The organism is Dysgonomonas termitidis (genome assembly GCF_042654545.1).
GTDB classification, from domain to species: domain Bacteria; phylum Bacteroidota; class Bacteroidia; order Bacteroidales; family Dysgonomonadaceae; genus Dysgonomonas; species Dysgonomonas termitidis.
In genome coordinates, this window is the sequence record NZ_JBHSGN010000076.1 from 49,610 (window position 1) to 64,462 (window position 14,853).

12 protein-coding genes and 1 pseudogene are annotated in these 14,853 nt (G+C 41.0%); all 13 read left to right on the top strand.

Annotated elements, in window-relative coordinates:
• The first annotated feature begins 24 nt into the window (after positions 1–24).
• The 13 genes and pseudogenes from ACFO6W_RS12215 (at position 25) to ACFO6W_RS12275 (ending at position 14,647) form a co-directional block, all read left to right on the top strand.
• The gene (locus ACFO6W_RS12215) at positions 25–378 is read left to right on the top strand and encodes a four helix bundle protein (RefSeq protein ID WP_379996793.1); all 354 of its coding nucleotides are present in this window, start codon (positions 25–27) and stop codon (positions 376–378) included.
• 55 nt (positions 379–433) lie between these two features.
• Complete coding sequence (locus ACFO6W_RS12220; RefSeq protein WP_379996795.1) at positions 434–1,303, top strand: DUF58 domain-containing protein; 870 nt, start codon at positions 434–436, stop codon at positions 1,301–1,303.
• A gap of 74 nt (positions 1,304–1,377) precedes the next feature.
• The gene (locus ACFO6W_RS12225; RefSeq protein ID WP_379996797.1) at positions 1,378–2,436 is read left to right on the top strand and encodes a hypothetical protein; all 1,059 of its coding nucleotides are present in this window, start codon (positions 1,378–1,380) and stop codon (positions 2,434–2,436) included.
• A gap of 15 nt (positions 2,437–2,451) precedes the next feature.
• Positions 2,452–3,435: a vWA domain-containing protein gene (locus tag ACFO6W_RS12230; protein WP_379996981.1), complete on the top strand. Its 984-nt coding sequence runs from the start codon at positions 2,452–2,454 to the stop codon at positions 3,433–3,435.
• 104 nt (positions 3,436–3,539) lie between these two features.
• A complete protein-coding gene (locus ACFO6W_RS12235) occupies positions 3,540–4,562 on the top strand; it encodes a vWA domain-containing protein (RefSeq protein ID WP_379996799.1) in 1,023 nt (340 codons plus the stop codon).
• A 17-nt stretch (positions 4,563–4,579) separates the two neighbouring features.
• Positions 4,580–5,377, top strand: a complete 798-nt coding sequence (locus ACFO6W_RS12240) for a tetratricopeptide repeat protein (RefSeq protein WP_379996801.1) — start codon at positions 4,580–4,582, stop codon at positions 5,375–5,377.
• Positions 5,377–6,228 carry a BatD family protein gene (locus ACFO6W_RS12245; protein ID WP_379996803.1) on the top strand — a complete coding sequence of 284 codons (852 nt, stop codon included), beginning with the start codon at positions 5,377–5,379 and terminating at the stop codon, positions 6,226–6,228. Before ACFO6W_RS12240 ends, ACFO6W_RS12245 begins: the two co-directional genes overlap by 1 nt.
• Positions 6,229–6,410: 182 nt before the next feature.
• Positions 6,411–8,246 (top strand): BatD family protein, encoded by a 1,836-nt coding sequence (locus ACFO6W_RS12250; RefSeq protein ID WP_379996805.1) that lies wholly within the window; start codon positions 6,411–6,413, stop codon positions 8,244–8,246.
• A 6-nt stretch (positions 8,247–8,252) separates the two neighbouring features.
• A complete protein-coding gene (locus tag ACFO6W_RS12255; protein ID WP_379996807.1) occupies positions 8,253–9,077 on the top strand; it encodes a tetratricopeptide repeat protein in 825 nt (274 codons plus the stop codon).
• 25 nt (positions 9,078–9,102) lie between these two features.
• Positions 9,103–9,798, top strand: a complete 696-nt coding sequence (locus ACFO6W_RS12260; RefSeq protein ID WP_379996809.1) for a phosphatase PAP2 family protein — start codon at positions 9,103–9,105, stop codon at positions 9,796–9,798.
• Between the two features lie 78 nt (positions 9,799–9,876).
• Positions 9,877–10,131, top strand: a complete 255-nt coding sequence (locus ACFO6W_RS12265) for a DNA-binding protein (RefSeq protein ID WP_291108777.1) — start codon at positions 9,877–9,879, stop codon at positions 10,129–10,131.
• 77 nt (positions 10,132–10,208) lie between these two features.
• A complete protein-coding gene (locus ACFO6W_RS12270) occupies positions 10,209–11,330 on the top strand; it encodes a universal stress protein (protein ID WP_291108779.1) in 1,122 nt (373 codons plus the stop codon).
• Positions 11,331–12,582: 1,252 nt separating this feature from the next.
• Positions 12,583–14,647: pseudogene (locus ACFO6W_RS12275) on the top strand (dipeptidyl-peptidase 3 family protein).
• The last annotated feature ends 206 nt before the right edge of the window (positions 14,648–14,853 follow it).

Below are 14,853 nucleotides of genomic sequence, written 5' to 3' on the forward strand. Positions count from 1 at the left end.
CAGTAAGCAGTAATCAGTACTGAGATGATTCAAAAAGATAGTATAGTTTATGAGAAGGCTTATTCATTTGCGATAAAAATTGTAGGATTGCATAAATCCTTAAACGGAAAGAATGAATATATCTTGTCGAAACAAATACTTAGATGTGGAACATCTATTGGTGCAAATGTTGCTGAAGCTAACGGTGCAATATCGCATGCTGATTTTTCTGCAAAAATGGGTATTGCATACAAAGAAGTGCTGGAAACTAAATACTGGTTATCCTTACTTAAGGATACTAATTACTTGGAGATTGATGCTTTTACAGAGATATATAAAGATGTGGATGAAATCGCAAGGATATTATTTTCGATACTAAAAACAACCAGAATAAAGTGACGGAAAATAGTGTACGATACTGTTTACTGTTTACTGTTTACTGTTTACTGAATTTATGGAAACAAGCGAATTACTAAAAAAAGTACGTCAGATTGAAATAAAGACCCGTGGCTTGTCCCGCAATATATTTGCAGGGCAATATCATTCAGCATTTAAAGGCAGGGGTATGGCTTTTTCGGAGGTACGAGAATACCAATACGGAGACGATATCCGCGATATAGACTGGAATGTGACTGCCCGTTACAATAAGCCTTTTATTAAGGTGTTTGAAGAGGAGCGTGAACTGACAGTTATGCTTTTGGTGGATGTGTCTGCCAGCCAGGACTTCGGGACAAGGAACTCTCTGAAACGCGATATGGTTACGGAAATTGCAGCAACCCTCGCATTCTCAGCCATACAGAACAACGATAAAATCGGGGTGATCTTCTTTTCCGACAAGATAGAGAAATTCATACCTCCCAAGAAAGGTAAGAAGCATATACTGTATATTATCCGGGAGCTCATAAACTTTCAGGCAGATAGTGCCAAAACCGATGTGGGAATGGCTTTGAAATATCTGACGAATGTTATCAAGAAGCGTTGCACGACGTTTATGATATCCGACTTTGTAGATGTTCAGGATTATAACAACGCCCTGACCATCGCCAATCGTAAGCACGATATCGTTGCTTTGCAGGTTTATGATAATCTCGAAACCCAGCTTCCGGATGTCGGACTTATGAAGGTTATGGATGCGGAGACCGGAACGGAACGTTGGGTAGATACTTCGTCCAGAAGGGTACGCCAGGTATATCAGGACTGGTGGAAAAAACAACAGGAGAATATGCAGACATCATTCAACCGGAGTAAGGTCGATAGTGTTTCTGTCCGTACCGATGAGGATTATGTAAAGGCATTGATGGCCTTGTTTAAGAAGAGAAGCTAAAAGAATAATTATGAATTATGAGTTATAAATTATAAAAGGCTTGTAACTCGTAACTTGTAACTCGTAACTAAAATATGTTGAAACTAAAAAATATACTATTGCCTGGCTTGCTTTGCTGCCTGAGTTTTTCGCTATCGGCGCAGAAGTCGACGGTAAGGGCAACAATACAGCCATCGGATATCCTGATCGGTGAACAGGCAATCATTAATGTAGAGGTCATTGCCCCCAAAGGACGGGATATCGTCTTCCCTGTCTATCCGGATACGCTGATAACAGGTATCGAGGTGCTGAAAATGCTGAAGCCGGATACGGTAATGACAGAGGTAATGACCATCAGCCAGAAATATGTCGTGACTTCGTTCGATTCCACACTCTACCATGTACCTTATATGCAGGTGTTGGATGGTGTGGATACGCTTCGTACAAACGATTTTGGGCTGAAAGTTTCCGCACCGCAATTGTCGGAGCAGTCTTTAGCATATCTGGAGCAATTGAAAAATCACCAGACTGATTCCATAGATTTTGAAAAGCTTCAGATATCGGATATAAAAACAGTGCAAGATCCGCCGTTTGTATGGCAGGACTATCTTGAATATTTGTTTATTCCTCTGATTATACTATTGATCCTTGCCCTTATCGGGCTTGCCTTTTACTTCTATATACGGAAGAGGAATAAAGGTTATTTCTTCACCCCGAAAATTATTTTGCCTCCTCATGTGATTGCATTACAGGGACTGGATAAGCTGAAGACTTCTAAACTATGGCAGAAAGGGCAGGAGAAAGAGTATTATACCGAACTTACAGATATTCTTCGCGAATACATTGACCGGCGATTCAATATAGATGCTCCGGAAATGATATCAGAGGATATTATCGCTTCCGTACATTTGGCTACTGATACAAAATCGGCAACAGATGGCCTGTCTCAGATACTGAGGTTGGCCGATCTGGTCAAGTTTGCCAAATATACTCCGTTTGCCGACGAAAACGACCTGAGCCTGGTTAACGCTTACCTGTTTGTCAATCAGACTAAGATAGAAGAAAGGCAGACAATGGAAGAACAAAAGGATAATCTGGCAGAGAATCAAGTCTCGAATGAAAAAGAAAACAAAGAAGATAAAAAACAAAGCTAAAGATATATGATGGATATAGTATATGCCAATCCGAAATATTTATACTTGCTCTTATTGCTGATACCGCTAATTGTGTGGTACATCATTAAGTTGAGGAAGATGCAGGCTACATTTAAGATGTCTTCAGGCTTTGCTTTTGAGAAGGCACCCTCTACAATAAGAGTTTATCTGCGCCACTTTCCGTTTTTGCTAAGGGTGGTCGCAATCGCGTTAGTTATAATTGTCCTGGCCCGTCCGCAGAGTGTCAATTCTTCGGATGTATCGAACTCTGAAGGGATTGATATTGTAATGGCTCTCGATATTTCGGGTACGATGATGGCGCAGGATTTTTCTCCTACACGTCTCGAAGCGGCTAAGAAGGTTGCCGCCGAGTTTATTAACGACAGGCCTAACGACCGGATCGGTCTGGTCATATTCGGTGGGGAAAGCTTTACCCAATGCCCGTTGACAACGGATCACAAGGTATTGTTGAACTTACTTACAGAGGTTAAATTCGGCATGATAGAGGATGGTACTGCCATCGGACTGGGTTTGGCCAACTCTGTGAACCGCTTGAAAGACAGTAAGTCCAAATCGCGGGTTGTAATACTTTTAACTGACGGTTCCAATAATGCCGGACAAATTGCACCTTTAACGGCAGCAGAACTGGCAGCGTCTTATGATATACGTGTTTATACCATAGGAATTGGTTCCAGAGGGACATCTACAGCAAGGATAATGACACCTTACGGCTTGCAGACTATGCAGGTGTCAGGCGACTTTGACGAGCGTACATTGACGGAGATAGCAGCTATTACCAAAGGGCAATACTTCCGCGCAACGGACAATACCAGCCTGAGTGCGATTTATGATGAGATAGATCAAATGGAAAAAACCCATATAAGTGTAAATACTGTAACCAAGCGTAAAGAACTTTACCTGCCATTTGCCATTTTCGCATTAGCGTTGGTTGGCCTGGAGCTGGTTCTTCGCCGTACATGGTTGAGGAATATACCATGAGATAATTAAGAATTAAAAATTAAGAATGATGATGGGCTAAGGGTTTGGTTATAACGTATTAAAGCTTGTAACTCGTAACTTGTAACTCGTAATTGCAAAATAGTATGTTTAAATTTGGGAATCCTGAATATTTGTATTTGTTTTTTGCCATACCCGTTTTTGTGATAGGCTTTATTTTCCTGAATATAAGGAAAAGGAAAAGTGTGGAAAAACTGGGAACACTTGCATTGGTAAAAAGAATGATGCCTGAACTTTCATTGAAACGTTCATATCTGAAATTCTGGGTTATACTTGTTGCCATAGGTTTTGGTATAGTCGTTCTTGCACGCCCGCAGTTTGGAACAAAAGTGGAGAAGGTCGACAAGAAAGGAATAGAACTGGTTATTGCCATAGACGTATCTAATTCGATGATGGCTGAAGATATAAAACCGAGCAGGTTAGCCAAGGCAAAGCAAATGCTGACCCGCATTATCGATGAACGCAGGGATGATAAAGTGGCTATAGTCGTATTTGCCGGAGAAGCTTTTATACAGTTGCCGCTTACTCCTGATAACCAGTCAGCTAAATTGTTTCTGGAAACGATTGATCCCAGTCTTGTACCGGTTCAGGGAACTGCAATCGGCAGTGCGATAGATATCAGCATGAGTTGCTTTTCTAACGATACGGATATAGACAAGGCTATTGTTCTGATTACCGATGGTGAAGGACATGAAGGCGACGCGGAAGGAGCCGCAACGCGGGCAGCTGAGAAGGGTGTGCATGTAAATGTTGTGGGCATAGGTACTACCGAAGGTGCAATGATTCCTGTATCGCCGGGTTCTAATAATATGAAACGTGATACTCAGGGGCAGCCGGTCGTGACAAAGCTGAATGAAGAGATGTGCCGCCAGATAGCAAAGGCCGGAAAAGGGCTTTATGCACATGCTGATAATTCGAACAGTGCGCTGAAAAGCCTGCAAGCGGAGTTGGAAAAATTGCAGAAAAAAGAAATAGATGGAATCGCATATTCCGAATACGACGAAAAATATCAGATTTTCGCATGGGTTATGCTGGCGCTGCTTCTACTGGAGATATGTGTGTTTGATAAGAAGAACAGGATATTCCGGAATATCAGGCTGTTTAAATAATTGAGAATGTGGACAAGATGATGAAGAAAATTATATTTATAACATTATTAGTGTTTGTAACTATCGGCCTATCCGCCCAGAAGGGGGTTAGAAAAGCTGTACGAACAGGGAATAAGGCATATAATGAACAACGATATGGCGCGGCTGAAACCGAATACAGCAATGCGCTGAAAGAAAATGCAAGTTCGAAAGAAGCTTCTTTCAATCTGGCTAACACATATTATAAGCAGCAGAGATGGGATGACGCGCTGAAAGAATACCAGCATTATCTGACCTTGGAGAATGAAGATGAAACAAAAATGGGCTCTGCCTGGAGCAATATGGGTAATACATTCCTGAAAAAGAAAGGGAATGAAAAAGGACAGCAAATGCAGATGGCACAGGGAGGTCAGCCTCAACAGGGGGGAGGGCAACAGGCGGATAATCTGAAGCAGTCGATGGAAGCCTATAAAAATGCCCTGCGCCTGAATCCTAAAGATGAAGAAACACGGTACAACCTGGCTGTGGTTCAGAAAATGATAAAAGATAAAGAAGATCAGGACAAAGACCAGAATAAAGATAATAAGCAAGATCAGAATAAGGATCAAAAGCAAGATCCGAAACAAGATCCCAAGCAAGATCCGAAACAGGACCCTAAGCAGGATAAGCAGGACCAGAAGCAGGATCAGAACCAAATGTCGCAGCAAAATATGCAACAGATACTTCAGGCTTTGGAACAAGACGAGAAAGAAACACAGGAACGTGTAAAACAGGCTAAAGCTCAGGAGCGAAAACAGAAGAACGAAAATAACAGAAAGCAAAATAAAGACTGGTAATGAAGAGAAAAGGATATAGCTATTCAATTTGCCGGTTCTGCTTGTCAGTTGTATTACTATTCCCCTTTCTGTCGGTGGCTATAGGCCAGAGTGTCAAGGTAAATGTAAAAGCGCCCGAAACAGTGTTCACAGGGGAACAATTCAGAGTGGACTATATAGTTGAAAGCGATAATGATATAAGAGAGCCGGTAATAATAAAGAATATGGAGGGCTTCACCATATTATATGGCCCTTCTGTATCATCGTCGAGGGCAGTCAGGTTTAATAATGGTAAACGAGTGACTGTATATATGACCACATCTTCCTATTATCTGGAAGCCTCTAAAGACGGGAAATATACATTGCCCAGAGCTGAAATAACGGTAAACAGCAAGAAATATAAAGCGGAGTCCGTCAAAGTAGAAGTGAAGTCGCCAAAAGAAGTTGCGGACGAAGTCGATGCTTTTGTAAAAACAACCGTATCCAGAACAAGTGTAAATTTGTCAGATACATTGACGCTGACTTATAAGCTATATACAACTAAAGAGGTTAAGCGTATAATAAGTGCGGATTTTCCTGTTGTGAAAGATTTTTATACAACCAATATAACACGTTCGCGTCAAACCTTTACAGATGAAGTTGTGAATGGCAAGACCTATAAGGTAGTCGAACTTAGGCGCTTAATACTTCAGCCACGTAATCAGGGACAGATGACTATTCCCGAAGGGCAGATATCAGTAGAATATTCTACCCCGACAGGCAGAAGAGTACGAGATATGTGGGGAGACGTGTACGATGAGACGATCAGAAGTGAAAAGTCTTTAATAATAGAGCCCGTAATAATACGGGTACAAGACCTGAAAGCAATATAAGTAAACGTTGATATTTAATATTACACTTTAAAGTTATGACTTTCGACCGATGCTATATTTAGATGGACAAACAACGTTCGACGGAACAAAGTGTAGTCAATAAGTAGGTCTGAGACCTTAAAGTTATTATTTTTGTATTCTGAATAAAAAAATAGACCTAACGAAAAAGAGTAAATAGAGTAATGAAAAAGTATTTGATTTTATTGACATTATTACTCATAAGCATTTCAAACATATGCGCTGATAACATCACCTTTGTTATCAGTGCCCCTGCTTCTACAGTGAAGGGTGCGCAAATCCAGCTGCAGTATGTATTGAAAGGTGGTGAAGGCCGGGAAATTCATGTGCCGGATGAGATAAAAGGTTTTGACGTACTTTACGGGCCATCTGTTTCGCAAATGTATAGTTCTTCGAACATCAATGGGAAAGTGACTTCGGAGAGTAATATAACCTATACATACCTATTGTTGGCAAAAGAAGAAGGTACCTTTACCTTACCTTCGGCATCGGTAAAAGTAGGAGGCAGCAATTATAAATCGAATACTGCCCAGATAAAGGTCTTACCTCCCGATAAGAATGCTCAGCCGCAACAGCCCGGGCAGCAGGTAAAGCCGACAACATCTTCTTCTACAGCCGGAAATGTCAATCCGAATGATGCTTTCGTAAGGGCGATATTCTCTAAAACTAAGGTAAAAGAACAGGAAGCGGTGACTGTCACATTCCGCTTCTACACAGTACTGAATATAAGGGATGTAGGGAAGATCCAATTTCCTGAATTTGAAGGCTTCATGACAGAGGATTTCGAGCTTCCGGCAAATCGCCAAATGGCTTTGGAGCATTATAACGGACGCAACTATTATACTGTAGATGTAAAGAAAACGCTCTTGTTCCCTCAACGGTCGGGTAAAATGACGATACCGTCGGGTACAATGGAAATCGTATTTGAAGTGGCTTCAGGTAAAAAAGTGCAGACGTTCTTCGGTACTCAGGAGGTGATGACCGAGGCTAAAAAAACATTGAAGACAACACCTGTCACGGTCGATGTATCTGCGCTTCCGATACAAAATAAACCCGCTAATTTTTCGGGAGGAGTGGGAGACTTTTCGTTCAAACCGTCTATATCCGCAGAAAAAATTAAGGCAAACGACGCTGTCACTATCAAGCTGGACATAACGGGAACGGGAAACCTGAAACTTATAAAGAATCCTGAAGTCAAGTTCCCTAAAGATTTTGAAACTTACGATCCGAATGTAAAGAATGATTTTAAGTTAACCGAGAATGGTTTGTCGGGTACAAAATCAATAGAGTATATGTTTATTCCCCGTTATCCGGGTAAATTTACAATACCTGCCATCGAATTTTCCTACTTCGACACCAGAAGCGGTTCTTATAAAACCGTTTCATCCCCATCATACACACTGGATGTAGATAAGGACCCAAATGCGGGAAAGAATGTGTCTACCAGTTATTCGAGCCAGAGAGAACTGGAAATGGAGCAGGATATCCGTTATCTTAAAACAGGGGACTATTCATTTACAGACCCTCAAAGTTTCTTTGTAGGCTCCCTTACATATCTTCTGTGGTATCTGATTCCGTTAGTGCTGTTTATTGCATTTACTATAATATACAGGAAACAGATAAAGGCGAATGCCGATATCGCTATGATGCGTACCAGGAAAGCGAATAAGGTGGCGACAAAGCGTCTTAAACTGGCTAAGAAATATTTGCAGATGCAACAGAAAGATAGTTTCTATGAGGAAATCCTGCGCGCAGTATGGGGTTATCTGAGTGACAAGCTGACGATCCCGGTTGCAGACCTGAACAGGGAAAATATTGAAATTGAATTATTGAAATACGGTGTGGGCGATGATCTTATAAGCCAGTTTATTAATATACTGGATACAGGGGAATTTGCCCGTTATGCTCCGTCCGAATCCGGGCACGCAATGGATGACCTGTACAACAATACAGTAGATGCTATCGGTAAAATGGAAAGTACAATTAAGAAAATAAAATAAGGTCTGATGAAACGAATCATATTATCTTGCCTATTCATATTCGCTATATATTCTGTCGCTTATGCACAGGATTCGGTCCCGGTTGTGAGTGATTCGCCGGCAACTGTGACAGGAAGCCAACAGCAACCCGGAACTTCTTCCGACCCGGCTACAACAGCCTACAATGAAGGTGATTTCCGTAAGGCCATTGAAATACTGGAAACCCGGAAGAATGAACAATTGGAAAAAGGGCTGGAGTCAGCCCAATTGTATTATAACTTAGGCAATGCTTATTTCAGGGTGAATGACTTGGCGCATGCCCGCCTGAACTATGAAAAAGCCTTGTTGCTCGATCCGGGGGACAGGGATACCCGTCACAATATTGAATATCTGTCGACAAAGATAGAAGATAAAATACTGGTTGCGGATACATTCTTTCTCAACATATGGTTCAGGGCTGTCCAGAACTTATTCAGTTCGAATACCTGGGCCGTCATAGCAGTAGTCTCATTCCTTTTACTGATGGGATGCTTATCCATGTTTTTCTTCAGCCGCTATGTCTTCATGAAGAAAACGGCTTTCTATATAGGAATAGTGGCATTGGTTTTGGTCATACTCGCAAATGTATTTTCGTTCGGACAGAAGAACAAGATCGAACACAGGGATACCGCTGTTATCATGGCCGGTTCGGCATCCGTGGTCAGTTCTCCGGATATTAACAGCAAAGAGTTATTCATATTACACTCCGGAACAAAAGTATATATAACAAAAGAAGACCGCAACTGGCTCGAAATAGAAATAGACAATGGCAGTGTGGGCTGGATTCAGCGCGAAAAGCTGGAAGTAATATAATTTGCTTTAAAATGAGAAACTTCTGATGAGCCTTGTAGAAAAGATATTGCCATACGAACGGAATTTATTTCTATGGCTCAACGAGCATCATACTGACTATTGGGACACATTTATGTGGATATATAGCGGTAAACTTATCTGGTTACCTCTAGCTATAACCGGTCTGGCCGTATTTGTGTATAAAATAAAATGGAGGGAAGCCCTGTTGCTTCTTATTTGTGCCGTATTAGTCGGAGTTTTATGTGACTTTGTTTCGGCGAACCTTATCAAACCCTATTTTGAGCGATTGCGGCCCACACATCATCCCGATTTTGAAGCCTTTGTGGAAGTAGTAAAAGGATATCGCGGAGGACGTTACGGGTTTATATCCAATCATGCAGCCAATGGATTCGGAGTTGTAGCTTTCACCTCCCTGTTGTTCCGGTACAGATATCTAACTATTACAATGATAATATGGGCTACCATTACAGCGTATTCCCGTGTTTATCTGGGAGTTCATTTTATTTCCGATGTTGTCGGAGGTGCTGTTTGGGGTGCTTTAATAGGCTTTTTGGTGTATTATGTTTATTTAACCTCTCGCCGGTATATTCTGAAAGTTCCTAAAGAGGAGGTTAGAATACCTGTCTATAGCAAAGAAAGAGCAAAGATACTTATTGGCGCAATATTGCTCACGATAGCATCAATTGCTATATATAGCGCAATATTTGATATTCCTTCATAAAATCCATTGTTTTTCAAAAAAGAATTTTATAACTTTAGAACATATTCCTAATCATTTACCATTTAAAACTTAGAGAGTATGACTAGAGTTATTACATTTTCAGAGCTTCGCAAAATCAAGGATAGTTTACCGGATGGAAGCATACATCAGATAGCTGAAACTTTACAAATTCCTGTAGAAACGGTTTGGAACTACTTCGGGGGATATAGCTACGAAAAAGGGCAAAGTTGTGGCGTACATATAGAACCCGGGCCGGACGGAGGTTATGTTTCACTCGATGATACCACTATTTTGGACATGGCTTTAGAGATGATGGAAGCGAAGGAAGCTTAAGAAAAAATACAGAGATGAATGCCAAAAGTGTTCATCTCTTTTAAAATAAGTACAACAACAAATAAATATATACAGCAATGGGAGATAAATTGGTAACACTTGCGATTCACACAAACGAAAAAGCCCAGATATTGAAAGGCGTATTGGAAGGTGAGAATATTGAAGTCCATATCAATGATGTGGATTTGGATAATCCGGGAGTATCACCCGGCGTTCGTATCCGTATCAAAGAATCCGATCTGCCCAAAGCCCTGAGCGTAGTGGAGAGTCGTCACTTATTCAGCTACGATGAGGAAGAAACATACAGGACTGATGACGGACGCAAACGCATCCTTATTCCGGTCGATTTCTCCGATTATTCGCTTAAAGCATGTAAGATAGCCTTTAACCTGGCTCGTGATCTCAACGCGAAAGTAAAGATACTTCATGTATATTTCAATCCCTACTATCCTACTGCACTACCGATGGCCGAAGCATTTGCCTATCAGGGAAAGGAAGAAAAGGAATTCCAGAATATTATAGAGAAAGTAAAGGAAAATATCCAGAAACTATGCAATACGATAGACCAGAAGGTTTCGGAAGGGGAATTCCCTTCGGTAAACTATTCTTATGTATTGCGCGAGGGCTTGCCCGAAGAAGAGATAGTGACTTTTGCCAAAGAATATAAGCCGACACTGATACTTATGGGCACCAGAGGCAAGGATCAGAAAGATGCCGACCTCATCGGCAGTGTAACGGCGGAGGTGATAGAAATGACTCACGTTCCGTTAATTGCAATTCCGGAAAACACACCATTCTCGGATTTGAGGGAAGTGAAGAAAATGGCATTCCTTACAAACTTCAGTCAGAGAGATTTGATCTCATTCGATTTGCTGGCAAAACTCTTGCAACCATATAGCGATGTACAGATTGTACTTACTCATATAGCCGTTAAGAAAGGTGACCGCTGGGACGAAATAAAACTTGCCGGAATCAAAGATTATTTCAGTAAGCAATATCCGGGCTTGAACCTCGACTATAAGTTGATCGACACCAATGATATGCTCAAAAGCCTGGATGAATATATAAAGAATGATAAAATACAGATATTATCCCTGACCACCAGTAAGCGGAATATCTTTGCCCGTATGTTTAGTCCGAGTATCTCGCGTAAGATGCTGTTTCACTCCGATACACCTTTGCTGGTGTTAAGAGGTTAGAAAACTAAGTATATAATAGCATATAAATCTATTCGTTATCTTTGATGTTAACGGATAGATTTTTTTATAAACAGTAAACAGTATTTCATGCAGGGACGCTAAGGTGCAAAAGGTAACACTTTTTTCAGTCATCAGTTAGCAGTTAACAGTCAACAGTAATGTAGCTTTCTCAACTTACTACTTATTACTTAAAATTTACTACTTGTTAAAAAGTAACAAAGGTAACAGGGATATCAGTGAACAGTAAACAGTCAGCAGTTAACAACTCGTATCTTGTCTACTCGTAACTTGTAACTGCCCTAGGGCGAAGTAACCCGTTACTATATCAAAAAAGTTACAAAAGTTACACTTTTTCCACTATTTTTTATCTGTTCCTTTTTCCCCTCTCTGTAAGTCCCCCCCTTAGGGCAGAGCTGTTAAGTTCTGAATCTTATATTCTCTTTGTCATGTTGAACGAAGTGAAACATCTCCTAAATAGAAGGAGATCCTTCGTTTCACTCAGGATGACAGCAGAGAATAACAGAACAAAGCGGAGAACTTAACAGCCCTGTCCCCCGCTGGCGCGGACTTCCAGTCCGTGTCTTGTTAACAGTGCAAAAATGTCTGCTACGCAACACACAGACGGGACGTCTGCGCGAGCGGAGGAAGACGAGGCAAACCCGTAACTCTTAAAAAAAGGTAACAAAAGTAACACTTTTTTAGTCTTTGTGCCCTTTGTGATTTCCTTCGTGTACTTAGTGGTTGAAAACTCTTTACCACAAGGGGCACAAATATTTACACAAAGAACACTATATAAAAAGTAACAAAGGTAACAGATATATCAGTAAACAGTAAACAGTCATCAGTCAATAACTCGTAAGATGTAAAACTTTGCGTCTTTGCGTGAAACAAAACAAAACGCCAGCCAACTTGTAACTCGTAACTTTTTCTAAATCATTAAACCTTGAATCTTTAAATTCTAAATCCAACATTTCAAAGAACTCCCTTTCTTGTAAACCAGTACACTAAAAATAGTATAGATAAAGTTTGAGAAAAGTCTTTAGCCTAATTAAAAGTAAATCATTACATCAAACTCCAAAAAAACAGTAATTTTACAGTTATTTATAAAAATAATTCATTGATTGTAATGGAAACATCAATAAACCCCGATTTTTCAATTGTTATTGATGACATCACACCTGCATATGGGCGAAATAAAAGAGTGAGCCGACAGGCAATAGGCAATAGATAAGAATTTAAATTATATAATTAAATGAAAAAAACAATATTAATAACTATGACCGGATTATCAATGATGTTTGCCGGCTGCGGAGGGGGGCAAAAAGCACCGGAGAAGCAGGCTGAAGCGGACACTGTCCCTGCTGATTTCAATAGATGCTTTTGCCGACCTCGAAATCCTGCGTTATTACGTTCCCGGATTCAACAATCTGACTTTGGAGCAAAAAGAACTGGTTTATTATCTCTCTATGGCTGCTGTCGAAGGGCGGGATATTCTTTTCGACCAGAACAACCGGTATAACCTGGCTATCCGCCGCACGCTGGAGGCTATCTATGGAAATTATAAAGGAGATAAGAGCTCGGCTGATTACAAAGAGTTTGAAGTATATCTCAAGCGTGTGTGGTTCTCTAATGGGATACACCATCACTACGGCGAGGAAAAATTCCTGCCGGGTTTTTCTAAAGAATTTTTCGCGGAGCAGGTAAAAAACTTACCGGCGGAACTTGTTCCGGTAAAAGAAGGTCAGTCCGTAGATGATTTTATAAAGATGCTTACGCCTGTCATGTTCGACGCTAAGGTAATGGCAAAGAAAGTGAACCAGTCGGGAGGAGATCTCATCCTTACTTCTGCCAATAATTATTACGGAGAAGGAGTTACCCAGAAAGAAGTCCAGGGATTTTACGGGGCAATGAAAGATACAACCGACCTTACGCCTATATCTTACGGGCTCAACAGCCGTTTGGTAAAACAAGACGGAAAACTGGTCGAAAAGGTTTGGAAAGTCGGCGGCTTGTATTCACCTGCAATCGAAAAAATAGTTTTCTGGCTCGAAAAAGCTCAGGCTGTAGCCGAGAATGACGCGCAAAAGAATGTGATCTCAAAACTTATTTCATATTATAAGTCCGGTGATTTGAAAACGTTCGATCAATATGCTGTGGCATGGGTTGAAGATTTAAATTCACAGGTCGATTTTGTAAATGGTTTCACGGAAGTTTATGGAGACGCGCTTGGTATCAAAGCCAGTTGGGAGTCCATTGTAAACTTCAAAAATGTAGAAGCGACAAAACGTACCGAGATTATCAGTTCAAACGCGCAATGGTTTGAGGATCATTCACCTGTGGACAAAAGTTTCAAAAAGGAAAAAGTAAAAGGCGTATCTGCCAAAGTAATCACCGTAGCTCAACTTGGCGGAGACTGCTATCCTGCGACGCCTATCGGCATCAATTTGCCGAATGCGGACTGGATACGCAAAGATCATGGTTCCAAGTCGGTGACAATAGAAAATATCATGGAAGCATACGACGCGGCAGGCGCGCATACCGGATTTGGTAAAGAGTTTATGTGGTCTGACGCTGAGGTGAATATGATAAAGGAATATGGCTTCATTACCGATGTTTTACATACCGATCTCCACGAATGTCTGGGACATGGTTCGGGAAAATTACTGCCCGAGGTTGATCCTAATGCATTGGGAGAATTCAGTTCTACCATCGAAGAAGCCCGTGCCGACCTGTTCGGACTGTATTTCCTTGCCGATGCCAAACTTGTAGAGTTGGGCATTATCCCGAATGCGGACGCTTACAAAGCAGAATACTATAAGTTTATGATGAATGGCCTGATGACACAACTTGTACGTATCGAACCCGGTAAAGACATCGAGGAAGCGCATATGCGTAACCGCCAGTTGATAGCCAGGTGGGTTTATGAAAAAGGAAAAGCTGAAAATGTTGTCGAATATAAAATAAAAGATGGCAAAACATATGTTGTAGTAAACGATTATGCCAAATTGCGCACATTATTCGGCGATTTACTTGCCGAAATCCAACGAATCAAATCGGAAGGCGATTTCAATGGGGCAAAAGCTATTGTAGCGAATTATGCGGTAAAAGTTGATCAGAAATTGCATAAAGAAGTGCTGGAGCGTTACAAGACATTGAATATGAAACCATACAAAGGTTTTGTGAATCCGGTATTCCAATTGGTACAGGATAAGGACGGTAAGATGACCGATGTGAAAATCTCTTATACCGAAGGCTATGCGGAACAGATGATACGCTACTCGAAAGAGTTTTCGACATTGCCGACATATAACGATTGATTCGGAATCCTGAATGAGAGAAGAATGAATATAAAAAAGAGGCTGTCCCAAAAGTATTTTTCACTTTCTATTTACATACGCTACGCTCCTGTGACCGTTGGTTGTCATGTTGAACGGAGTGAAACATCTCGTTTCTCAGGGTCGAGATCCTTCGTTACACTCAGGATGACAAAGAGGGTGGCACATTGATAGTACTGTGCCCCTTT